Source organism: Franconibacter sp. IITDAS19 (assembly GCF_023079515.1).
Lineage (GTDB): Bacteria > Pseudomonadota > Gammaproteobacteria > Enterobacterales > Enterobacteriaceae > Franconibacter > Franconibacter pulveris.
This window is the reverse complement of record NZ_JALJCP010000001.1, coordinates 64,634-85,773: the sequence shown is the minus strand read 5'-3', so window position 1 is coordinate 85,773 and position 21,140 is coordinate 64,634. Positions and strand designations below refer to the sequence as shown.

22 protein-coding genes and 1 pseudogene are annotated in these 21,140 nt (G+C 49.7%); 3 read left to right on the top strand and 20 right to left on the bottom strand.

Translation table 11 applies throughout. The annotated features are described in order from the left end of the window. Nucleotides 1-34: 34 nt before the first annotated feature. Together MT962_RS00560 and MT962_RS00555 are read right to left on the bottom strand one after the other, a co-directional pair. Nucleotides 35-562 (bottom strand): hypothetical protein, encoded by a 528-nt coding sequence (locus tag MT962_RS00560; protein WP_247364111.1) that lies wholly within the window; start codon nucleotides 560-562, stop codon nucleotides 35-37. A 277-nt stretch (nucleotides 563-839) separates the two neighbouring features. Then, nucleotides 840-1,022, bottom strand: a pseudogene (locus MT962_RS00555) (transposase); the annotation flags it as partial. A 339-nt stretch (nucleotides 1,023-1,361) separates the two neighbouring features. Between MT962_RS00555 and MT962_RS00550 the strand changes: the two are divergent. From MT962_RS00550 to MT962_RS00540, 3 genes are read left to right on the top strand one after another with little or no spacing between them, the layout of a single operon-like run. Next, nucleotides 1,362-1,853, top strand: a complete 492-nt coding sequence (locus MT962_RS00550; RefSeq protein ID WP_024560485.1) for an Hcp family type VI secretion system effector — start codon at nucleotides 1,362-1,364, stop codon at nucleotides 1,851-1,853. Continuing rightward, nucleotides 1,850-2,263, top strand: coding sequence for a polymorphic toxin type 44 domain-containing protein (locus MT962_RS00545; RefSeq protein ID WP_071788782.1), 414 nt, complete (start codon nucleotides 1,850-1,852; stop codon nucleotides 2,261-2,263). The genes MT962_RS00550 and MT962_RS00545 overlap by 4 nt, the downstream gene beginning before the upstream one ends. Continuing rightward, complete coding sequence (locus tag MT962_RS00540; RefSeq protein WP_247364110.1) at nucleotides 2,241-2,636, top strand: hypothetical protein; 396 nt, start codon at nucleotides 2,241-2,243, stop codon at nucleotides 2,634-2,636. Before MT962_RS00545 ends, MT962_RS00540 begins: the two co-directional genes overlap by 23 nt. 681 nt (nucleotides 2,637-3,317) lie before the next feature. Here the strand turns inward: MT962_RS00540 and MT962_RS00535 are convergent. The 18 genes from MT962_RS00535 to MT962_RS00450 all read right to left on the bottom strand — a co-directional run bounded on the left by MT962_RS00535 (nucleotide 3,318) and on the right by MT962_RS00450 (nucleotide 20,878). After that, entirely contained in the window at nucleotides 3,318-3,698 is a 381-nt protein-coding gene (locus MT962_RS00535) for a S24 family peptidase (protein WP_247364109.1), read from the bottom strand. After that, nucleotides 3,699-3,938 carry a DNA polymerase V gene (locus MT962_RS00530; RefSeq protein ID WP_247364108.1) on the bottom strand — a complete coding sequence of 80 codons (240 nt, stop codon included), beginning with the start codon at nucleotides 3,936-3,938 and terminating at the stop codon, nucleotides 3,699-3,701. 323 nt (nucleotides 3,939-4,261) lie between these two features. Further along, entirely contained in the window at nucleotides 4,262-6,028 is a 1,767-nt protein-coding gene (locus tag MT962_RS00525; RefSeq protein ID WP_247364105.1) for a phage tailspike protein, read from the bottom strand. A 232-nt stretch (nucleotides 6,029-6,260) separates the two neighbouring features. Further along, nucleotides 6,261-8,648 (bottom strand): lytic transglycosylase domain-containing protein, encoded by a 2,388-nt coding sequence (locus MT962_RS00520; RefSeq protein WP_247364104.1) that lies wholly within the window; start codon nucleotides 8,646-8,648, stop codon nucleotides 6,261-6,263. After that, nucleotides 8,649-9,983 carry a phage DNA ejection protein gene (locus MT962_RS00515; protein ID WP_247364101.1) on the bottom strand — a complete coding sequence of 445 codons (1,335 nt, stop codon included), beginning with the start codon at nucleotides 9,981-9,983 and terminating at the stop codon, nucleotides 8,649-8,651. Nucleotides 9,984-9,993: 10 nt separating this feature from the next. Beyond that, nucleotides 9,994-10,668: a DNA transfer protein gene (locus tag MT962_RS00510; RefSeq protein ID WP_247364100.1), complete on the bottom strand. Its 675-nt coding sequence runs from the start codon at nucleotides 10,666-10,668 to the stop codon at nucleotides 9,994-9,996. 8 nt (nucleotides 10,669-10,676) lie between these two features. Beyond that, entirely contained in the window at nucleotides 10,677-11,132 is a 456-nt protein-coding gene (locus tag MT962_RS00505) for a DUF2824 family protein (protein WP_247364099.1), read from the bottom strand. Then, entirely contained in the window at nucleotides 11,129-11,824 is a 696-nt protein-coding gene (locus MT962_RS00500; protein ID WP_247364092.1) for a phage tail protein, read from the bottom strand. Before MT962_RS00500 ends, MT962_RS00505 begins: the two co-directional genes overlap by 4 nt. Then, nucleotides 11,824-13,245: a packaged DNA stabilization protein gene (locus MT962_RS00495; protein ID WP_247364091.1), complete on the bottom strand. Its 1,422-nt coding sequence runs from the start codon at nucleotides 13,243-13,245 to the stop codon at nucleotides 11,824-11,826. Before MT962_RS00495 ends, MT962_RS00500 begins: the two co-directional genes overlap by 1 nt. Then, nucleotides 13,205-13,717, bottom strand: a complete 513-nt coding sequence (locus MT962_RS00490; protein WP_247364090.1) for a packaged DNA stabilization gp4 family protein — start codon at nucleotides 13,715-13,717, stop codon at nucleotides 13,205-13,207. The genes MT962_RS00495 and MT962_RS00490 overlap by 41 nt, the downstream gene beginning before the upstream one ends. Beyond that, nucleotides 13,695-13,937 (bottom strand): hypothetical protein, encoded by a 243-nt coding sequence (locus MT962_RS00485; RefSeq protein ID WP_247364089.1) that lies wholly within the window; start codon nucleotides 13,935-13,937, stop codon nucleotides 13,695-13,697. Before MT962_RS00485 ends, MT962_RS00490 begins: the two co-directional genes overlap by 23 nt. A 39-nt stretch (nucleotides 13,938-13,976) precedes the next feature. Then, nucleotides 13,977-15,281 carry a P22 phage major capsid protein family protein gene (locus MT962_RS00480; RefSeq protein WP_247364088.1) on the bottom strand — a complete coding sequence of 435 codons (1,305 nt, stop codon included), beginning with the start codon at nucleotides 15,279-15,281 and terminating at the stop codon, nucleotides 13,977-13,979. Then, the gene (locus MT962_RS00475) at nucleotides 15,281-16,192 is read right to left on the bottom strand and encodes a scaffolding protein (RefSeq protein WP_247364086.1); all 912 of its coding nucleotides are present in this window, start codon (nucleotides 16,190-16,192) and stop codon (nucleotides 15,281-15,283) included. The genes MT962_RS00480 and MT962_RS00475 overlap by 1 nt, the downstream gene beginning before the upstream one ends. A 13-nt stretch (nucleotides 16,193-16,205) precedes the next feature. Then, entirely contained in the window at nucleotides 16,206-18,395 is a 2,190-nt protein-coding gene (locus tag MT962_RS00470) for a portal protein (protein ID WP_247364084.1), read from the bottom strand. Further along, on the bottom strand, nucleotides 18,395-19,852 hold the full coding sequence (locus MT962_RS00465) for a terminase (protein ID WP_247364082.1): 1,458 nt from the start codon (nucleotides 19,850-19,852) through the stop codon (nucleotides 18,395-18,397). The genes MT962_RS00470 and MT962_RS00465 overlap by 1 nt, the downstream gene beginning before the upstream one ends. Continuing rightward, nucleotides 19,852-20,307 carry a terminase gene (locus MT962_RS00460; RefSeq protein WP_247364081.1) on the bottom strand — a complete coding sequence of 152 codons (456 nt, stop codon included), beginning with the start codon at nucleotides 20,305-20,307 and terminating at the stop codon, nucleotides 19,852-19,854. The genes MT962_RS00465 and MT962_RS00460 overlap by 1 nt, the downstream gene beginning before the upstream one ends. Nucleotides 20,308-20,318: 11 nt before the next feature. Next, on the bottom strand, nucleotides 20,319-20,561 hold the full coding sequence (locus MT962_RS00455) for a DUF2560 family protein (RefSeq protein ID WP_247364080.1): 243 nt from the start codon (nucleotides 20,559-20,561) through the stop codon (nucleotides 20,319-20,321). 50 nt (nucleotides 20,562-20,611) lie between these two features. Further along, the gene (locus MT962_RS00450) at nucleotides 20,612-20,878 is read right to left on the bottom strand and encodes a hypothetical protein (protein WP_247364079.1); all 267 of its coding nucleotides are present in this window, start codon (nucleotides 20,876-20,878) and stop codon (nucleotides 20,612-20,614) included. Nucleotides 20,879-21,140: the final 262 nt, after the last annotated feature.

Sequence of the window (21,140 nt, the reverse complement as noted above, 5' to 3'; positions counted from 1 at the left end):
TGTAAATAGGGTACCGTGACTCACATTGTTAGGATCATGTAGTCAACCCCACCCAATCGTTATTTACGTTGAATCGTAGCCAGCTTTGAGCTTTGGCATGAATAAAGAATCCAACAAAATTATTGTCTAAATCAAACTCAACGAAGACGTTCTGCCGGGAACTCACAGCAACACCAGTAAAGTGGCATAGTGGATCGAACAACAGCCAATAGTTAGGATCTGACGATACTGTGAAGCCTACCGTATTGAGCGCTAGATCAAATAGATATAGACCAGAAATATTGGATGATATATTTGGGTTGATGGACGAAGTTAGCTTGGGATTGATGCTTGACGTGAGATTTGGATTTCTGTTTGACGTGAGCTTGTAGTTGATGGAGCTAGTCAATTTGGGGTTAATGCTCAATGTAAGTACAGGGTTAATACTTGAGGTTAGTTTGGGATTGATGCTAGACGTTAACTTTGGATTAATGCTGCTAGTGAGACGAGGATTGATACTGCTCGTCAGGTTTGGGTTGAGGCTCGCCGTCAGCTTGGGGTTACGACTCGTTGGAATTCGCATAATGTCTCCCTGGCGGTAGATAGATTTCAGAATAGCCTGATGCTTATTTTAACGGTAGCCTCATATTTAACCACGGGTTAAACCGCCTAACAAGCGAGTCCACCTGTAAGTAATATATATGAGTAATTATAATTTAATTCAATCGTATAAAGAATGTCAGCTCCTGGCACAGAGCGGACAAATTGACAGTCCTGTCTGGCTCCCTAAGAGTTAATCATTAATGTCGTTATACTGCCCGGCATGGTCGGTCAGTCCGAACGAACCGCATCAGTTCCTAAGTTATGGGGGAAGTTTTTGGCATTCTGCCCTGTCGTTCATCCCGCAACTGCTTTACCTATTGCGCCATAGTAGAAAGACCAACGCTCATAGCAGTGGCCGCATCTTCAACGGTGTACTTCTGGTCAAGAGCCAGTGGAGCGGATTCGTGTTTAAACTCTGCGCTGAAACGTCTTCTTTTCATTTGGACACCTGTATTGTTCTGAGGTAAGGATATCACCTCTTTTCAGGTGACCTACTGCAGTGTGCCACTACAACAGCCAAAGAGACGCTGTGCCGCTATAGCAATTCCATCCACGATTTCGTCTATAAAACGAACAGAAAGCATTCCCAAAGTATGAAAATGTTCGATAGCAGCGAAAAGTAAAAGCACCGTTGCGGCCTCTTCCCTTAGTGTTATTTAACTAAAATCTAGCCACGTTTATATTAGTGAATTTGTTACATTTGATCCTTTACTTTCCACCCGGCGTTATAGGTACACTTTCTTTATGGATTTTTATAACAACATAAGGAAAAAGAGAAAATGGCTATTCCAGCTTACCTATGGCTTAAAGATGACGGCGGCGCAGATATCAAGGGATCTGTAGACGTTCAAGACCGTGACGGCAGCATTGAGATTAACGGATTCTCCCACAGCTTAAACATTCCCACAGACCCAATGACCGGGAAGATTACCGGGACTCGCAAACACTCCGCGCTGATTATCCAAAAGGAATTTGATAGCTCCAGCCCGTACCTTTACAAAGCTGTTGCCACAGGTCAGACGCTTAAATCTGCTGAGTTCAAATGGTACAAGATCAACGATGCAGGGCAGGAAGTGGAATACTTCAACATGCTGTTAGAAGGTGTGAAGATTGTAGGTGTTTCTCCCGTTATGCACGATACCAAAGACGCGAGCAAGGAGAAGCATAACCACCTTGAGTGTGTCGAGTTCCGTTATGAGAAGATCACCTGGAAGCACTGCGACGGCAATATTATGTTTACCGATAGCTGGAACGAAAGAGCGCAAGCATGAGGTATCCGACATTAGCGGCAAATCCTCACCCGCCGTATGAGTTATCTGCTATAACCCCGCCTGGTGTGAGTGTTGTCAATAACATGATGATGGCTCGCTTTCACCGTGGCCCGTCAGCCCTCACCTATGTCTGGTTTTACTATCAGGTAAGGAATCATGGACCGTGGGACTATAAGCAACGTGGCAGTAAATATGCAGCCTTTGGTAACTTTAACTATGGTGCGGTTGGAGCGGCTGCGGGTATCCCGGATCAGATCTTGCTACGTGGTGCAGGTGCTGCGCAAATTCTCGCAGGTACAAGCCGTCCGGAGTTTGCGGATTATCCAGGGCCCAATTCATATGGTGATGATCCTCAGGATCAGACTTGGATAAGAGCAGGGATAGACTATGCGAAACGTTCGGGTTTTTAAGTGGGTGGTGGTGCTCTTGCTCGTCGTGGCTTGCTATGGCGCGTATAAGGCGCTCAACTCGCCAATCGACCAAACTGTTTACAAGGTTGAGAAGGTTAACTCACAGGTGTCACTGTACGTCACAGAGGGCAGCGCAGGTGCTACCACAGCCTTTGTGTACCAGTTTTATTTAGTCCCTCCAAAAGTCACGGAAGCGACTTTCCTGAAAGGTATCGGGGATAAGTATCAGCCATTTTTATCAACGTCTGACGGCAACGCAAAGATCGCGATACGTGATAGTGCTATTCATCTGAACGTGAAAGGCGATGTGTACCGCTTCACCAATGGGGCGAGCTACTCAATCACGATCTATCTGAATGCTTCACCATTCTAAGAGCATAGCCAGCTTTAACGCTGGCTCTTTTCTTCTGATTTCAGACAACAGAAGCCATAAAGCCCCGTTAGTGGTATTAGCAACAAGCGGAGCGTAGCAATTTCATCAGATTGTCAGAAGGAGCACACCTTATCAGAGTACTCGTGTACCTTTCGGAACGTGAGCGAAGCGCTGGCAGAGCCGGATCTGTAGCTACCGGGGCATTAGTTTACGCAGCCACAAGGCCGCACATCGGGCTTAAATGCGTTTGATAATCTGCTTCGGGAGGATGTAGAGCCGTTGGCAGCGTCATCAGCTTCGAGTTGAGAGCAGTCCGTGGGGACTGTTCACGCTTTGTACCTGTTCGAGCTTTACAACTACAGAACTCCAGGCCGCTACGTACTAACATCCCTGAATAGCCACGATTAACCATAGCGGCAACTGTTGGTCATAGAATATTGTAAAAAGAGATCGTAGCCTGAGAGCGAAAATCTGTATAATTGATTGTTTTTTACAATATTTTTTTGTGTGAGTGCCGGTAATAGGAGTCGAACCTACGACCTTCGCATTACGAATTATAAGAACTACCTTTTAACACAGTAACTTACCGCGTCATCCCTGCGCTCACACGTCCCATGACGCGAAAACATGCAAAGCCCTGCAAACCGGTGCAAAGCCTTGCGTGTCTCACATCTGTCCCACCTACATCACCGGCGAATCGTCGAACTCCCCTCCCCGTGCATCATTAATGACATACGTCACCACGCCATAAACCTGACGCGTGTCGTCATCCTCGACCGGAAGCGGCCATGAAAAGTTTGGGTGGTCGATATTCTGCAGGCAGCGGCGAGAGATTAGCTTAAGCCGACGAAGCACCAGCTCCCCTTCATATGCACATACAACGATTGACCCGTCGCAGGGCTTAACGCTCATGTCGACGACCAACAGAGCACCGTTAAGGATGCCGGCATTCCAGTATGAGTTACTGGAGCGGAGGAAGTAAGTGGATGCCGGACTCCTGACGCAGAGCGCATCGAGCGATATCTTTGGCTCAAGATAATCTGTAGCGGGGCTGGCGAACATTCACAGCCCTCCGTTCGGATTGTAAAGCGCGAACGTACGGTTCTCGCCCTCTTCCGTCGAGACGTCTTTGAACGTGCTGACGCTTAACTCTATCCATCGATTGGCCTCACGCATCGTCCACATCCAGTTAACAGCGTGAAGCTCTTCAACGAATCGTCTGGTCGTTACAACCCGGCGCCCACTCTTATCTATCTCCATAGCGTTACGAAACGCGAACTCAATATCTTCTCTGCGCGGCATATCCCCTCCCAATAAAATTATACTGTTTGTATATACAGTAGTTTTATCGAGAGGGGAGATCAAGACGGAGCGGCCTATTGATCTATCGCGCTGATATTGATTAAGCGCTCAAGTGACTGTACCCTTTTGGTCTTCATAAGAGGTCATATCCCATGAATACATTTGCGAAAGTAAGTCATTGGTTTATCAGGACGATGGGGATTGCATGCCTGCTGATGTTGCTAACAGGCATGTCTTCTGCGAAGGGCTTCGTTGGTATTGATATCGCTATGATAGCGATATGGCTATGGGATGAGTATTCGCTATGGAAGCACAAGCAATAGCTATTTACTGGAAAATAAATCCTCAAGCTTGCTAATTCTGGCTTCCAGTTTCTGCCGTTCTCTCCGCTGATATGCAGCTTCTAACCACAGGCACTGGTCTGAACGAATGCCCCAGCGATTTCCCGCCGGCGTAACCAGAACTCTACCCTCAGGCTTTACAACCTCTGTCCAGGCTTCTTTAAGAATAGCACGACGTCCTGATTCATCCGGTTCTGCTGAATATTCGGCGGGGTGCTGTTTTACTTCTTCGGGTAAAATTTCATACTGGTCATCCCATTCATCATAACAGAGCAGGCCAAAACGTGTTCCGTCGATTCCTTTTGACTCGAATGCATCTTTAACTTGTTGTGCAATAACGCCAAAATGCCAGCGTGCTTCATTCTGCCCCTTTTCTTTAATAGAATTCAGCCACTGAAAAACGATTATTGATACATCACCCCACGCGTCAAGTATTGCATTTTCATCAGCAGCCATGGATTTAGATAGCTCTGACGCAGTGACTGGCTGTGATTTTTCACGGCCGTCTGAAGTATTAATTGACCCGGTCCCTGCAAACACAGTACTCCAGCGATTTACTATATCGCCAAGAGGCGTTAGATTGTCGTTACCAGGCGTAAGAGCCCGTTGAGCACCAGATGCAATTTTAATCTGAAGGCGCACTTCGCCACCTGACACAAACTTTAATGGCGTATCTCCTGTTGTGCCAAGGTATGTCCCATTGGGATCGGTTGTCAGGAAACCATAAAAACTACCAGTAGCCCCACCTCGCCAGTTTATGGCGTTAGCTAATTGCGACGGATCTATGCCAAAACCAGCAACACCGTTTTGCCACATTTTACCGAAATTTGGTGCGTAATAACCAAGCCCCTGAGTCTGGCGAACGTGAATGCCGACATTTGTTGTTGCGCTGAAAAGGTCTTCAATAAAAATACCGTTTTGCTGAAGTAGCTTTCCGCCATTAGTCACTGCAGCATTATTAATAAATACACCCATACGGCTTTCAACAGTACCGCTACCCGTAATAGTGGGTGATGAATACAAGCCCTCCATGTTTTGAAGGACACCACTTCCTGCATAATTAATGCGGTCCTGAAAACTGTATGCGTGATTGTGTGTGTTGGTTCCGGATACTATGACTGTTGAGTCAAAAGCGCCGTAACCACCGTAATCTGTAGCCTGATTAATAACGGTTTTATCTGCAAATGCGTGGCAGTTTGTAGGTGAGTTATCAAGCCTTCTTGAAACGTTAATAGCATCACGTAAAGCATCCGCTGGCGTTACGGGTTGATCGCCTACAACAAGATTGCCATAAGTAGATTTAATTCTTAAGGCCGGAGCTATTACTTCACCTGAAAACTCATCGCCTCTTTTATCGACAGCATTGCCAACTAAATTAACACCGTCGGCACTTGAAAGTTGCTCCCTCAATTCAGATGCATCACTCAATGGGGCTTTTGCATAGTAAAACTGCAAAGCATTAAATGCATCGTAAACAGCCATTGAATAGCTTTGCGATGTGTAGAAATTTGAAACCAGACCGTTATAAACTGGAAAACCACCAGAGTTTAATGTTATTGGCTGCTGGACTGGCACCGGAGTTCCATCTTCTCCCTTGAGGTAAACCTGAATTTGATTTTCAGGCAATGTAGGGTCGGTATCCACCTGACCTACATAAACTTTCCCGCCAGAAATAGGCTTTAATGTTTTTGGCGTGGTAAACGGTGAAGTTGGGGCGCCTATAAAAAAATCTGCAACAATGTCTGCCATTGGTTAGCTCCGGGCATAAAAAACCCCGGGCAAGCCGGGGTTGGTTAATTAATAAATATTGGAGAAATAAATGAATAAAACTATTCAGTGTATGAAGGGCGTTGCATTTTTTGTTTCGTTAACCTGCTTTGGGTTCGGCATGTTTCCTGAAACAAGATCTCAACCATATGGAGCATTTGCTTTCGCGTTTCTTTCGCTGGCGGTGATTATTGCGTGGAATGAAGTTAAGTCCTTAATCAGAAGATGACTTAGCTCCTTGCGATATTGCATTTATGAGCCTAGATAACTCTTCAGCTCTTTGTTCAAAAGCGGTCGTTCCAGGCTTAGTATTCGCCATGCGCAACATTGCATTTCTCACTGTCCTGCTTTCATACATGCGCGCAATTAGTCCATAGCTAACCCCCGCAGTTGCTGCTGCCGGGTTAGCAGCGGCGCCAAACCCCATAATCAGTGGCACTGCCTGCTGACCGGTAGGTGTGCTCACTCCAGCCCTTGCGGCCTGTTTCGTTGACTCAAGATAATTTTTGAGGCCTCGTATATAGGCCGCATCATCACCTTTGAATGCTATTCCAGTTTGGTTCGACATGATATTCAGCTGGCGCAGAAACTGGTCAGGTGATCCTCCTGATTTCTCCATTGCCTTGCCGATGATCCCGTTGCGCATTTGCACACGTCCGGCCTGGCCAACTGAGTTATAAAGGCTTTGAATCTCTGACTTGTTCTTACTGAACAGCATATTATTCACTACTTCAGGGGTCAGGTCCCCCTTCATCAGCACATTCTTCAGGCGCGTGTTTTGCAATTTGGTAGCTTCATCTGCGTAAACTGCATTGGCCTGACGATATTTACGCAGCGTTTCACTTCCGAGGCTCTTACCAATTGCGTTGTTTATGTCATCTGACATTGCCCTGTACACGCGCTGAACGGCAGCATCTGATCGGTTAGGAAGTAATGGCCTTTCCCCTTTCACGTCTATCCTGAACTGGCTTCGCAAATCGCTTAATTGCTTCAAATCAAGACTAACCGGACCATTTTGGCTTGCGTTTCTAACTAGCTCGTCGCGATACGACTGGAGTTTAGAAATCGTCTCATGGTCGGCAACCTCCCCTAGCTTTTGCAGATTTGATATTTCGTTATCAATCTGCTGAACAGCACGAGATGGCTGGATATTTATCCCTGCCATTGCGTTCTGCACCTGTTCAAGACGGCGACCTGCGGCCTGTTTAATGCCAGATGTCTTGGATTTCAGGCTGCTTACCACTTCTGACGGATTATACTCACCGAAACGATTAGCAAAGTTTTGAACGAGCTGGCTGCGAGACTCCTGCTGAGCCGCCCGCATCCCGGACGTGCCAACAAAGGGGATGTTCTCAGCAGTCGTTTGTGCGGCTCGGCCAACACGTGATGTTGGAGAGATTACGTCCGTGGTGGTTAGCGGAACGTTATTCTGCTCAGCAAAGCGGATAGCTTGCGCGGCTTCGGGTGCCATTGAGCCAGTCAGTGCGCGATACCCAGCGCCTGCGGCCCTGACTACGCCGTTTGCGGCAGCCCCAAGACCAACACCAAGCCCTAAATCTGTTGCCAGCGCGCCAGCGTCGTTTTTATCGCTATTAGCAGCCAGTGAACCAACGGCGTTCTCAGCCAGTAGGCGTGAGCCACCTTCAGCGATACGACCAGCGAGGCCCGGCGCTGCCGCCGCTGCTCTTTCCACACCAACAGGTGTCAGGTAAGGCAGGGCATCAGCAAAGATGCGCCCCTCGGTTGTTTGTGGGCTTAACGCGCCAGGCTGCAACCCGAAATCCTTCTCAAGTCCTTGAGTGGTGACACGCGGCGCTGGTTGATATGTTCCGTCGCCGATACCGAGCTTATTTCCCGCCCAGGCGGCCGCACTTGTGACGGCATCGGTGAGCTCAGCAGGGATGTTGGCCACATTGACGCCAGCCTGCAGCAAGCCACGGCCAGTTTCAGCTAGACCATTGCCAAGGTCAGACATAATTCCACCTTGCTGCTGAGATTGTTGCTGTGCGCTCGCTGCTGTCGATTGAGGTGGCTGCTGGCTGGTAGCCTGCTGCTCTATCTGAGCAAATGGATTGTTTGGATCTGACTGCACACCCGGCGCCACTTCCTGGGAGGATGATTGAGATTCAAGTTGAGCAAACGGGTTGTTCGGGTCTTCCTGAGGATGAACCTTTGCAGACGTGGCGCGCTGTTCTGCTGTTGTATCCGTTACAGGGGCTCTAGCCCATTGAGCAAACCGGCTATCAACATACCCCCGCCCTTCCGGGCCCGGAGTGTATTCACCACGCTTCGCCTTCATGACATTTCCAGGGCCATCGTGGTAAGCCTGAAGAGCGTCACGCCAGTTACCAAATTGCTGGTACATCTGCGCCAGATAACGAGCGCCTGCATCAGCCTGGTATTCAGGGCTTTGCATTTGCTCATCAGTGTAACCCATGTCACGCCATGTTCCCGGCATTACCTGAGTTAATCCTACGGCACCTGCAGAACTGACCGCACTAGGGTTATAGGATGACTCCTTTCCACCTAACGCAGTCATCAAGCCCTCTGGCACACCGTGACGTGCGCCAGCCTGCTCTAACAAATCACGGTAATTAGCCATTTACTGCCCCAAAGGTGGAAGATATCCGTAGCGGTTAATAAAGTCTGTGGAAAGCTCTGGATGCTGCTTCAGGTAGTCGATAGAAGCCTGCGGAGCTTCCATGCGCTTAATGCCGTTTTGCTGAACGTACTTACCAACCGCCTCGTTACGCTTTTGGTTTAATGTGTTCAGGATGACGCCAGCGTTTCGACGGAAAGATTCTTCGCTCTGCGAGTTCTGAAGAGAGCCGACAGCCTGGTCAAGCTTTTTACCTTCAGCATCAGATAGTGCCCCCATTCCCTTCATTGCTTGCACTGCGGTCAAATATGCCTGGGATTTAAAGGTATCCAGTCGCGCCTGCGTGTCAGCAGCTTGTGACCCCGGGACATTAGGAATCGCGCCGCGCAGTCCAGTAATACTCTTGAGTGCCGGAGAACTTACGATGTCATTCAACGTAAACATGCTGGTCGTCAGCGTGTTTATGCCGTCTTTGTAACCATCATTAAGTGTCTGCTGCTTCTGCTGCAGTTTCTGGTTATTTGCGTCAATCCTGCTCTGTATTTCCTGCCGTTTTAGGTCGTTAGTTTCTGACGCAAGCATTCTGTCAAGACGTTTGTTTTCGTTGTTAACTCGATTTGTTTCTGCGTCCAGATTAATTCTTTGTTGACCAAGGTCAGCTTGAATATCCTGGCCGCGCATCGTAATTGCCTGGTTACGGGCTGCTGTCTGAGCGTCTATATCCTGACCGCGCATGGTCACCTGGCGCCCCTGCATTTTATCCTGCAGGTCGAAATACTTCTCAGGACCTAAGCTGGTCAAACCGAGGTGGTCAACAAACTCTCCGAACTGCTGCGGATTCTGCTGGTACATCTGCGCGACATCCTGCGGATTTACGCCAACGCGAGCCAGTTCACCGGCATTGGACTTCAGCCAGTTAGCCATTGAATCAGAAGAAGAGGAGGCAAGACGCGCGCCGGCAGCGAGATTACCCACCGTGTTGCGTTGGTCTTCATCAATGAAACCCATACCGTTACGCACAGCATCGAACTGTTCAGGGTATTGCACTGCAAGTTTGCGCATTTCATTGCGATCTCCAGTGGCGTATGCGTTGGCGTATGCCTGCTGAAACTCCTGCTGCCTTTGCTGCTGTTGCGCCTGTTGTTGAACCTGCATTACGCTACCAATGCCCTGTAAAGCCTGCAGACCAACGTTGTTGGCACCTGAACGCTGAAGTTCGTTATTTTCACGAATAAGAGCCAGTGCGGCGTTAGAGTCGCTTACGGATGGCGCATTAGAGTTAATGCCTCCGAGTCCGGCAAGGAGGTTTCCGCCATTCCCCATATCCCATGTAGCCATGAATTCCCCCTTAGAACAGCGACCCAAGAACACCAATACCGGCGCCGATTGCAGTTCCGATTCCAGGTCCACCGAAAGCAGAGCCAATAGCTGCGCCTGTTGCTGCCCCTCCAATTCCACCGCTTAAGGCCGACTGGAATGATGATGGTCGACTGGCATTAGCAGCAGCAAGGTTTGCCTGTTGCTGATAGATAGACCCCATATTGTTGGAGTAGGTCTGGCCAGCATTAGCTTGCCCTTGCAGCGCTCCAAGCCCGATATTCGCCAGGTTGCTGTAATTCTGCATCTGCCCGCTAAGCCATGATTGGCCCAAGGTGGGCGCAATGGTAGCCAGTTGATTGCTGGTTGCAGTAGACCCCAACCCTCCCGTTGCTTCAGCGGCAGCAAGAGACTGATATCTCGCCTGCCCGGCAAGGTCCTGGTATTGCTGTGAGTTGTAATACTGATTGAGGGCATCTCCCTGGCCCTGAAGAGACGATAGGTTTTGCAGTTGCGAGACATACTGCTGAGCCAGTGGTGTAAATGGCGCAAGATTGTTCATCACGGTCTGCCATTGCTGACGCTGCAGATCGGTTTGCTTGTTCAGGGCTTTGGCTTGCGCACTGGCTCCGCCATCTCCGCCCTTCCCGCCTTTCAGGTACAGGCGATTCTCGAGATGCTTACTCGCTAATTGAAAAATGAGCATGGTTTTACCTACTTATGACGGGAGAGGAATTCTTGTATTTCTTCGCGGGTTGCAGAGTAGAAAGTTACATCATCGATGCCTTTGAAATACTTCTTGATGGTGCCTACGCGTTTAAGGCCAATCATGGCGCAGTACATCTGCCCGTGACGAAATTTTCGGGCCGCAAATGACGTGACGCATTGAAAAGTGGTATTGGTGAGAATATACCTCCAGAACGCTATTCCGATATCCTTACTGAACCCACGAATCTCTGGCAGGTACATGGCGTGACATTCGAAGGTCAGCGGCTGAATCTCCTGGTAATAGACAATGCCTCCAAACTGGCCATGCACATTAACTTCAAAGTATCGGCACTCTGGCTTGTAATCATAACCATCACCGTTATTGCTTCCTGCGATAATGGCAGGATGATTGCCGACAATTTCTATCAGATCGATGTTTCTAGTAGGCTTGAAAGTAATCATCCGTCTATCAACCCATGCGCCCTGACAGCATCTTCCAGACCCTTTAGTCTCTGGATGGTGGCGAGCAGATTATTAGATATTGCCTGCACCTCTGACTGTGTATACGTTGCACTCACCGGCATTGATGCATTTGCGTTGAAGGCTCCACGATAAGATGTCCCAGTAGCAGCGGTCCATCCTGTTACTCTGGGTCCAACAACCTTTACGCCGTTCACGGCATATGATGAAGCAACGTTTAGTGACGATGCCAGCGATTGAGATGAGGTGATTGTCTTTGATATATAATCACCCTGGATTGCGGTGATGGCATTTTCCGCACCTGTCAGCCTTGTTTTAATGCCACTAATATCTGCCTTGATGGTGGTTATCTCACCCTCAGCAGATGTAAGTCTTAACTCAACTTCTGCTATTCTTCCTGAGTTAGCGGTAATTCTGACCTCGTGTTCGTCTACCTCAACACGTAAATCAGATATTCGTTGTTCATGGTTTTGTAACTCCGCATCCTGATCCTCATTCTTAATCGTCGCCTGGTAAGCGATGTCGTTGGCATTATTGGAAGAATTGGCAAGGTCTTGAAGGTCAGAAGTTTGCTGCATTACATATAAGCGGTAGGGAAGAGAAAACACTGACGGCAAAATCGAAGCGTCTATCCTGCTAGACTTCACGGTTACCTTTTTGGGTTGCTCTGCCATTATTCCAGCCTTATCTGTGCCCCAGAAAGCGTTACTGGTGATTTAGTCACGATACGTATTTTAAATCCTATATTTTTCCGTATTCTCCCGATTCTTCGCCAAAGAATTCGGCGGTCGTAATCAAATGGCGAATTTTGCTCTATAAGCATTTCCTTTCCATAATTTATTCCATCTGTAGTTGCCGAAATAAATAACCTGTCTGCAATTTGGGCAACACCGGTCGAAGCCTCTAACTCAAAGTCAAAAGCTCTTGCGTTATCAGACTTATAAAGTGGCGTATATAGTATATGCTCCTGGCTTGCGCCATATAACTCAGATGTTGATGTATTTAGTTCGCCAATCCTTCCTGTCGCCTTATCGCCGCAGGTTATGGCATTCCCCTCATACATGAAATCAATTCCAGGGTGAACAGAATCAAAAAGCCCACCTTTTAATACGGACCATTGCGGCGCGGACTGGCTTGCTGAGCCATCATAAACCAGAACATGTCTTGGCAGATGAATTATAAGAAGCTCATGCGATTCAAAACGTACGGCCTCCATAACTCCTAATGCCAATTCACCGGCAGGGTAACTCTGAAGGATTTTTTCTATATGTGATGTGGCAATTTGCTGCACCTCTCCGGCGCTTATGACATAGACAGAAGGGGCTCCGGTTGCGGGATGGCTTATTATAGCGTGAGCTTCGAGAAACTTTGTTTTGCAGTATGTACCGGCAATACCCTTTGTTACCATCATTGATGGCTGAGCCTGATAAAGAGCTGAGCCGACGGCCGACGAGTTACCGGTAAGAGAGAAATATTCGGTAGTTTTCGCGCCAAAGCAAATCACAAAGTCTCGCCAGTCATCTATGCCAATAATACCATCTGGCTGACTTTCGGCGCGATATTGTGCGCTGTATCTGTCTGGCTTTGACTCATCCTCAAGATCGCTTATAAAAAAAGAATCCGAGCCCTCTTTGCTCCATATATAGCGAGACCTGTTCCGGCATACTTCTTGCGCATTGCCCAGATCGTATTGCGTATATCCAGAATCTGCCGGCCAGTTCGATATGTCTTTTATAGCTCCGTCGTATCGGAATAGCCTTACCGTTCCCTCTGCGCAAACAGCATGGCTTGTATAACTGGCGGCCATGCTTACCCTTGACAGCCCGCCAATAGAGGCAATAACTTGCTCATTCCGGTAAAGCTTGCTGCCACATACCCGATAAACAACGCCTTGCTGAGAGTTGAATATTGCGCCACGTGAAAATCCGGCCACATCATTCCTTTTTTTTACGCCGGGAAAAGATCTGAGATAACCATTAGAATTAAGCACCTCCTTTGGAGTTGCCAGCATATTTACTGGCAAAAGGTCCACATAGTCAGCGCTTCGATATGATTTACCCGTTCCCTTCATCAGGGGGAGTTGAACTATCGGCATCTTTATTATCCCGTCTGTGGAAGTAGTTCCAGCTGCTCAGTGTTGCGCACCTGTTTCCAGAACCTACTGGCATACGATTTGGATAGCCCATGGCGCCGGCTTTTTCTGCACGCTTCAGCGCTGTTACCTTGTAAAGCAATTCTTTACCGTAACGGGCTGTGGTAACTATCTTTGCGCTTGGCTCTATTTCGTAATCAGGAGCTATGCGGATGGCAAGGTTATGCACAACAGCGCTCACGGCTGACGGCTTCATTCCATGCTCGTCGCCATCCATAGGAGGCTCATCAGTTGCAAATGAATATCCAGCGTCAATCCCCGCTCCGTCCTGATACCATTCCGACATCATCATTTCGAGGTCAAGTACAGCGTCCTCTACAGACTGCGGCTCTACATCGGTCAGGGTGGCGTCAGAGGCAACACCAAGCTTTCGCAGGGCTGTATTAACCAAATCACCCTTCGTTTTTATGTTCATCACTTACCTCTTCTTGAGGTTCTTCTGCCGCTTCTGAGTTTGTTCTGCGCGTACGTTTGATTCTTGTTTGCTCTGTTTTTTGAGACATGACCTCGTCAGGATGCTTATGCCATCCTTCAGCAATCATTGATTCGACGTCGTGTTCTGGAACGATTGTTGTCTTATACTCTTTGCCCCAGACACGAGTACCATTACCTTCTTTGTAAAGCATTACGCTCATTGCTATCTCCAGTAAGAAAGGGGCCGGAGCCCCTTATTTTTAGCCTTCAATCGCAGTGGCGACGTCCTGATTTGCCAGGCCAACACCGATTGCTTCGGGGCGCACAGCGGTTGCCGCGTACCACAGAGCGATACGGCATTTGCCGCCGAGAATGTCGATGTCACCCTGGAAGGCGATTACACCGTTCAGACCTACTCCCGGGATGCTGAAGCTTTGAGACTTCATCCCTGCAAACAGGTCGTGGTCGAGGGGGATCGGCTGAGACAGCAGGCGAATAGAATCATCAGCCCAGAACACGTTAGTCGGCGCCGTGTCAGTGTTCAGGAGTGTGATTGCCGCGCCTGCAGCAAGGGAGGTGTTTACGTTGGCGTAAGCGCGCTGCTCGGCAGTAAGCGTTGTATCATCCAGCGCGATAGGTTTCGGCGTAATAGTCAGGTTATTACCATTCACCGCAACCACAGAGAAGGTGGCATCCTGAACCAGTACGTTTTTAGCCATCTGCGACAGGAATTTCACGCCAGCGATAGAGATTTTATCGCCGCGCTTAAAGCCAGTGCCTGAGCTTACAGCAACGGTAGCAGTGCGGTTGTCCACGTTCTCCCGGTTTCCATCTGTGTCCAGACGCCACGCTTCAGGCTTGAATTTCTGAGCGCCAGCTACGGTCACGCCAGTAACAGTGGAGCCGACCAGCGTCGGAAGCTTCGGAGAGCGCAGCACGTCATCGAAACCTGCGACCTGCTTCTGGATAACGCCGTTACGGTAAGCATCATCCTGAATGCGACCATAGAAGTCCTTACCGGCGAGGTCACGACCCGCGCCACGATAGTCGTTCGGGTTAAAGAAGAAGCTCAGGCCTGCATCGCGGTTTAGTTCGCGAGCAAACATCAGTGACTCAGCTTCAGAGATGAAGTCCCAGCCAGTGTTGGCGTTGCCGATTGGCCCGGTGCTGGTTACAACCAGTGAGCCCATTTCAACAGCCTGACGCGCGATTTCAGCTTCTACGTTGTTCGCCAGCTTCTTAGCGGAAGCCTGAATGCGGCGTCGGTAAGAGCGCTCATCACGTACATCATCAGCGCGCAGTGCAAAAAAATCGTTATCTGGCTCGTTAAGGTTAACTTTAACGGAAAGCTCCAGAATATCGGTTTCTTTGTCGGTTAAATCCCACCCGCGTTGGGTTGGCGCCTCCTGCTCCAGCGGCATCCACACCGTGTTACCGGATCGCTGCATTGAAGCGCCCGGCGGGGTGTATTTGCTGACGCGCTCAGCCATCGGGGTGAGGTTCTGTACAGTTTCGATTACCTCGTCGATAGCGTAGGTAATCATTTGGCCTTCGGTTAATGCCATTATCGTGATCCTTTAAGTTGAGCCTTAAGCTTGCGATATGTCTCTGTGTCACCTTTCGCTGCGGCCTTCTCCATCTGTTTTTGAATGGCTGAGACATTTGCAGCAGCAACACTTCCCTGCACCGGCTCATCTGCCGGCGGGGCCTTCGATACCTGGTTTGCTCGCGGCTTGAGAGTTAAACGTTCGGATAGTCGTGTTAATTCAATCAGCGCAGACTGGCCGTCCATTGACAGCAACTGGCGGGTTTTCTCCGGATTGGCGCCGAGGTGGTACATCAGTGCAGCTGACTTCTCAGGAAATAACCGCATGATGTCCACTCCTACCTGAGGAGGAACCAGTTGAAGGAATGCATCCTCTTTATCCTGGTAATCCGGGATGTTTAGCTTCTCCGCTGCGTCATAGTGCTTACGAGCGGCCTCTGCGTACTGTGCTGATTGTTGGGTAAACTCCTGAGTCTTGCGCCCCTGCTCGGCAACAGCATTACTGCGTGCGTCCTGAGCTTTGATGAGCCATTCGTTGTTAGCCTGCGTAAAAGCAGCCTGTGCGCGATTGGCATCCCATCCGTACTTCTCCATAGCTTCATCGGAGAAATAGTCGTTAGCGTTTGGCTGAGGCGGTAATTCAGGGGTTACCCGCAGGTTATCCGGCAATTCTCCGCGCTTGACCGCCTCCATCTGTTGCTCAAGCTCGCGCTGACGCTTGCGCTCAAGACGGCGGCGGGCAAACTCGGCATTAGTTGCCGGGTCCTGCTTTGGTTTGTTCTCATCGTCACTCAGGACAATCTCAAAGCCTTCTTCTTGCCCTGCGTTGTCGTTGGCATTATCGACAACAGAGCCATCAGCGGATGCCGCCGCCTGATTGCCGGGCAGGAGTGATTCTTCAGGTGCCTGAATTTCGGTGGTGTCTTGCATGATTAACTCTCTCTTATTGAGGTATCTCGGCTACGCCGCCGGAGGGGTAATTTGCTCTCTGCGATTGCAGGATGTTAGCTACGTCCATGCCTTGTTTGTGGCGCTGGTCGTTGCTTTTAAGGAGTAACTCAGCATTAGCACGAGCATCGTCGCTGCGCTGTTGCTGGAATTTGGCGATGGATTCAAGGGCCTGACGCAATTCCTTCTGCTTATCGAGGTCAACGCCACTAAGAATTTCGGCAATCTTGGCTGCTGCCAGTTGGCTTTGAGCTTCCACCTTGGCCGCTTCAACTGCGATTTTCTTATCTTCGTTCTGAGCTTTGATAAGCTCGGCCTGGCCAGCCATATACTGCCCCTGCGCCACAAGTTGATCAGGATTCGGCTGCTGCTGTTGCTGCTGAGCTTCAATAAGCCACTGCTGCTCTTCAGGGGTTTCAGGCTTCTTGAGTCCGCGCACAATAAGCTGCTTGTTTGCATAGTCACGAGTAATGTCTATGCCCTTACCATCAAGCAACTGAAGGAATTGAAGCAATAAGATATTCCAGATGTCCGGGTTGGCCTGAATAAGACCAGGAGCGTTGAGAAGTTCACCTATCTGCGCCCTACTCTGGTCTTTCATGCTCTGGAATGACGGGCCAACGTCTGTGTAACACTCGTAGCGCCCGCGAATATCATTGAGCGTTACGGAATTACCCGTCTGAAGGTCAACCATCTGAGTGTAAAGCTGAACCTGCTTCTCGCTGCCATCCTCAAGAGTGACTGTCACATTCCGAGGAACGTCATAGATGTCATTCACCATTGATGCGTAAATTTCACCATCACGGCGCATGGCTGTAGCGAGGTTATCCTGAAAAACATACGTCTCAAGGTCGGCGCGCATGTTTAGCTGGTTAACGGTATCGAAAGACACCTGGCTGCCATTTACCTCTTCCGGGTCCACGCCGACTGTTGCCACCTGATTTACTGAGCTGGTGGCAGCCTCAAGCATGTATGCGTTGGCCTGAGGAACCTCAGGGTTCTCCATGTAGGCCACTGGCTGTGGAGGAAGGTCCCCTCCATTCTCGTCAGTCTTGTTGAGCAGGTAGTAGGGATAATCATCATTCCCGTTATACATATGCTCGTAACCGGCGATTTGCTCAGGGTGGAAGAACGGCTTCTTCTTAGGCGTGCGGGCAACGATATCTGCATTAAAGCTCATTATCATGTTGCGCAGGCGCTGGCCGTCCTTGGTGAGCCTTACCACCCCTTCATAAACCTCCTTGTCGCCAGCAAATGACCATTCACCAAAGACCGGAACAATCGGGATATGCTCCCCAGCAATTCGCTCGCGGTCTTTGAGGATTTCCGTCTGTGTGAGAAGTGTCTTATAGACCCGGCGGCGCTTCACTTTGCGCTCGCCAATCTTTACCATCCCACGGTCAGCCAGTTCATCGATAACGTCTTTGATATCGTCTTTGTAGTAGCTGACGGGCTCGCCGGTAAGCGGGTCCTGATAGATGTATACCGTCTCTTTCTTTTCCTCTACCTCGTAATATTCCCCGACATAGAACACTTCGTTAGTGGTCCATGGGAATATCCAGTTTGAGGATGGAGACTGAAAGGTCGGGCAATCGTCTTTATCAAGACCATACTCTTCAGCAAACGCATCCCAGCCGTCCTTACTCATCGCAGAGATAACGGTGCAGTGTTTTGCGTCGCTCTTGTCGAGTTGCTTTGCGTTGCTGTCCCATACGACATGAGAGCACGCTTCATGAATCGGCAGGCGGCGGATAACCTGATTGTTGCTCGTCGGGTTCTGGTCTTCGTATTCTGTCACCAGGCGCCAAGCACCGACGCCAGCTTCTATCTGCTCACGTACTGCGACGTTAACGGATATTTTCGCTGTGTTGTGCTGCATGTCAGTACGGTACATGCCCATAAGGATATCGGCAGCGTCAGGTGAAGCGCCGTCCTTTGGTTTATACAGCACATCAATGGGGTTCTTGCGCATTTCTGCGACAAGCTTACGCACTACCGGGCGGACGACATCGAACTGCCCGCGATACTGAAGTGTTGTGTAATCTGATAACCAGTCATCCCACTGGCTAACCCGACTGAAGAACAGGTCGTTTGTTGCCTCGGTTCTGGCCTCGTCGCTTGCAGTCCAGTCCCGGTCGAACTTCCGGAGAATGGTCTGCAATTTGTCGTTGGTATCTTCGGCCATTATCTACCTCGGGGAATTGGGCGAATTGGAGCCGGTAATGGCTTAGTTGGTTTGTTTTTGACTACCGGGAAAGCAAACGTCAGGGCTAATGCATCGGCGCGGTTTGGTGATGGAACGCCGCGGCGCTTCATGTCCTCCTTGGCCTCAAGTACGATGCGCCCATCAAGCTTAACTCTGTACTCGGGGGCGACGATTTCGTCTGCTGTCTGCTGGTCATCGATGCTGCCGCCCTCTTTGAGCCAGGACTTCATTGAGTTCCACATCTCACCGCGTTTGTTCAGCATGCCGGGGTCTTTGGATTCACCACCGAAGTTCACCAACTGCCATTTCCTGCCCCATGAGCGACCGATTGAGTGGATTCCGGTCCCATAGCCGAAGTCTATGAAGACTGCATCTGCCTTGTGTTCATCCTCAAAACCAGCCACGATTTGCGCGAACTTAACGTCGTCATCTGTTTTCGGGTAGGCGCCTAGCAGGCGTGCATGAAGACCCTGACGTAGATAAATTGAAGCCTCGTCAGTGCCGGTGTAAGCAGGGTCAACGCCGATTATTTTGGATGCAAACGTGTAAGAGCCAGGCTCAAGGGTGCGAGACATAGCATCGTCGACATACGCCTGAGGTATGAACTGTACTTCTGATGCCGAAGGGAATAGCCCGCGAACACGCACCTTGAAAAAGTCGCTGTCTTCGCCGTAATCCTTGCGCCACTCTTCGATGAGTTCTTTGTTGGTCATCTTTGCCAGGCGGCTGTCAATTTGACGTCGACGCCAGCGATGTCTGAACTTGCGGAAGCACTCACGGAAGCGCCCAGTGTTACGCGTCGGGTTTCCGAATGCGAACCAGAAAGGCTCGCCGTCAGTAAGACCGCCCTCTGCTACTTCCCAAATTTTGTCCGGGACCGCAGAGGCTTCATCGAAGATGTAGAACGGGCTTGAGTTAGCAGCATGCAGGCCAGCAAATGACTCGCTGTTTTCTTCGCGACACGTCTGGCCGTCACAGCGCCATGACTCCATGTGATCCACATGGTAGATGTTCATGTTGCCTTTGCCGTTGTTGTACTCGAACCAGTGGCCGGTGATACACCGCTTCTTCCACTTCCCAAGCTCACCCCATGTTTTGGTGCGTAGCTGTTCAGAGGTGTTGGCTGTTACGACGCCTTTGCAAAATGGCCGGGTGCTGAGGATGTACAGAATGACCCATGCAGTTAGGGCACTTTTGCCGATACCGTGACCGGAGCTGGTAGCGCAGCGATAGGCTTCAACTGGCTTGACGCCGTCAAAGTTGTTCGTCCTGATTGCGTCACCCCAATCTGTCAGAAACTCTTTCTGCCAGTCATCAGGGCCGTCAAATCCTTCTAGCTCTCCCAATCCCCATTCAAACGCATAAAGGACAAATCCGAGCGGGTCATAGAAGAACCTACCCATATCCTCGGCAAGCATTGCCTCGAATTCTGACATCACTCACCTCTTGCTCGTTTCCTTGCCTCCTGGATGCGCTCAACCAAGCCTACTACGCCAGAATGCTCAATTTCCTGCTTATCGCGCCACCTTGATTTCTGACGGTTCTTCAACCAGAAAATCATTGCGGTGACATCGCCGGGGATATGCTTCTCAGCGTCAATTTCTTTGAAGCCTTCAGCAGTCCGCTCTTCACGTTTCTCTTTCGCTGTGTAGCCCATCGCCCTGTTAAAGAGATTGCTCACTACATCGGCGTCAGCAAACTCCTTGCCCTTTTTTATGGACTCAAGAAAATCGGGATGAGCATGCTTCCAGGCATTGATTGTTTGCTCGCTAACCTCAAAGAACTCAGCCATTTCCGCATCGGTATGCCCCAACAAGCAAAGTTTCCTCGCTTGCTCGGCATACTCTTCTTTGTAGGCCGTGGGGCGACCGACTTTCTTTTCAGTCGCCATGTGCTTCTCTCTTACTGAAACAGCGACAGAGCTTCTTTCATGCCCTGTAGCGCTTTGGTTGTGCGTGATACGGCAGTAGGCTCGCTTTGTGAAAGCGCGTACTGACGCTTGAATAATTCTACCTTCAGCGGGTCATCACCGATTTCGCTGATAGCCTCTTGCGCAGCGGCAGTGTCATATTGCACAAGCGTGAGAATATCGAGGCGAAGCTTTTGCTGAGGTGTCAGCGATGATTGCAGGTTTTCGTCGGCCATGGTGGTCTCCTTTGTCATTATCGAGCACCCGTTAAGATGCTCTGTAATGCTCACTTCATCAGTGAGTACTGCTTGGAGAAATCGCCAGCTTCCATGTAGAACGGCTGACCGTCGATTGACTCAACGTAGTAGCCGCCTTTCTTCGGCTGGTTCTTGCTCATGTATTCACCGGATACTTCAAACTCCGGATAAAATTCATCCTCTGGCACAATAACTCCGGTGCCATCCACGGCCTGACGAACTTCTTTAATCTTCAGCGCCAGCACCTGGTTCTCTTTGCCTTTATAACGCGGCAGTTCTTTTCGCTTGAGTGACATGATTGTCTCCTGTGGTTATGAGCCAACAACTAAAAGCCTGCATGTAACCCCGGCGCCAGCCGCTTCGAATGGCCCCGATGATAGTAAAAGAGTCGCTCGTGACTGCATTACCGTCACGTTGCAACCTGTTGTGGTGATTTCAGAAGCAAACCCGGAAACCATTTGATTGCCGTTCCACGACGTTATCCCGTCAACTACCGGCGGAGTGGTGTAAGTGTTAGAAAACTTCACAGCCACTTTCTGGCCCGCCGTAACAACGGTT

What these genes read in the sequence shown, in the direction of transcription:
- MT962_RS00515 (WP_247364101.1), bottom strand. Translation starts at nt 9,983, where the DNA reads ATGGCTACATGGGATATGGGGAATGGCGGAAACCTCCTTGCCGGACTC.
- MT962_RS00535 (WP_247364109.1), bottom strand. Translation starts at nt 3,698, where the DNA reads ATGTTCGCCAGCCCCGCTACAGATTATCTTGAGCCAAAGATATCGCTC.
- MT962_RS00560 (WP_247364111.1), bottom strand. Translation starts at nt 562, where the DNA reads ATGCGAATTCCAACGAGTCGTAACCCCAAGCTGACGGCGAGCCTCAAC.
- MT962_RS00550 (WP_024560485.1), top strand. Translation starts at nt 1,362, where the DNA reads ATGGCTATTCCAGCTTACCTATGGCTTAAAGATGACGGCGGCGCAGAT.
- MT962_RS00465 (WP_247364082.1), bottom strand. Translation starts at nt 19,852, where the DNA reads ATGTCAGAATTCGAGGCAATGCTTGCCGAGGATATGGGTAGGTTCTTC.
- MT962_RS00455 (WP_247364080.1), bottom strand. Translation starts at nt 20,561, where the DNA reads ATGGCCGACGAAAACCTGCAATCATCGCTGACACCTCAGCAAAAGCTT.
- MT962_RS00530 (WP_247364108.1), bottom strand. Translation starts at nt 3,938, where the DNA reads ATGCCGCGCAGAGAAGATATTGAGTTCGCGTTTCGTAACGCTATGGAG.
- MT962_RS00470 (WP_247364084.1), bottom strand. Translation starts at nt 18,395, where the DNA reads ATGGCCGAAGATACCAACGACAAATTGCAGACCATTCTCCGGAAGTTC.
- MT962_RS00480 (WP_247364088.1), bottom strand. Translation starts at nt 15,281, where the DNA reads ATGGCATTAACCGAAGGCCAAATGATTACCTACGCTATCGACGAGGTA.
- MT962_RS00505 (WP_247364099.1), bottom strand. Translation starts at nt 11,132, where the DNA reads ATGATTACTTTCAAGCCTACTAGAAACATCGATCTGATAGAAATTGTC.
- MT962_RS00475 (WP_247364086.1), bottom strand. Translation starts at nt 16,192, where the DNA reads ATGCAAGACACCACCGAAATTCAGGCACCTGAAGAATCACTCCTGCCC.
- MT962_RS00520 (WP_247364104.1), bottom strand. Translation starts at nt 8,648, where the DNA reads ATGGCTAATTACCGTGATTTGTTAGAGCAGGCTGGCGCACGTCACGGT.
- MT962_RS00540 (WP_247364110.1), top strand. Translation starts at nt 2,241, where the DNA reads ATGCGAAACGTTCGGGTTTTTAAGTGGGTGGTGGTGCTCTTGCTCGTC.
- MT962_RS00500 (WP_247364092.1), bottom strand. Translation starts at nt 11,824, where the DNA reads ATGGCAGAGCAACCCAAAAAGGTAACCGTGAAGTCTAGCAGGATAGAC.
- MT962_RS00495 (WP_247364091.1), bottom strand. Translation starts at nt 13,245, where the DNA reads ATGCCGATAGTTCAACTCCCCCTGATGAAGGGAACGGGTAAATCATAT.
- MT962_RS00460 (WP_247364081.1), bottom strand. Translation starts at nt 20,307, where the DNA reads ATGGCGACTGAAAAGAAAGTCGGTCGCCCCACGGCCTACAAAGAAGAG.
- MT962_RS00545 (WP_071788782.1), top strand. Translation starts at nt 1,850, where the DNA reads ATGAGGTATCCGACATTAGCGGCAAATCCTCACCCGCCGTATGAGTTA.
- MT962_RS00450 (WP_247364079.1), bottom strand. Translation starts at nt 20,878, where the DNA reads ATGTCACTCAAGCGAAAAGAACTGCCGCGTTATAAAGGCAAAGAGAAC.
- MT962_RS00490 (WP_247364090.1), bottom strand. Translation starts at nt 13,717, where the DNA reads ATGAACATAAAAACGAAGGGTGATTTGGTTAATACAGCCCTGCGAAAG.
- MT962_RS00485 (WP_247364089.1), bottom strand. Translation starts at nt 13,937, where the DNA reads ATGAGCGTAATGCTTTACAAAGAAGGTAATGGTACTCGTGTCTGGGGC.
- MT962_RS00525 (WP_247364105.1), bottom strand. Translation starts at nt 6,028, where the DNA reads ATGGCAGACATTGTTGCAGATTTTTTTATAGGCGCCCCAACTTCACCG.
- MT962_RS00510 (WP_247364100.1), bottom strand. Translation starts at nt 10,668, where the DNA reads ATGCTCATTTTTCAATTAGCGAGTAAGCATCTCGAGAATCGCCTGTAC.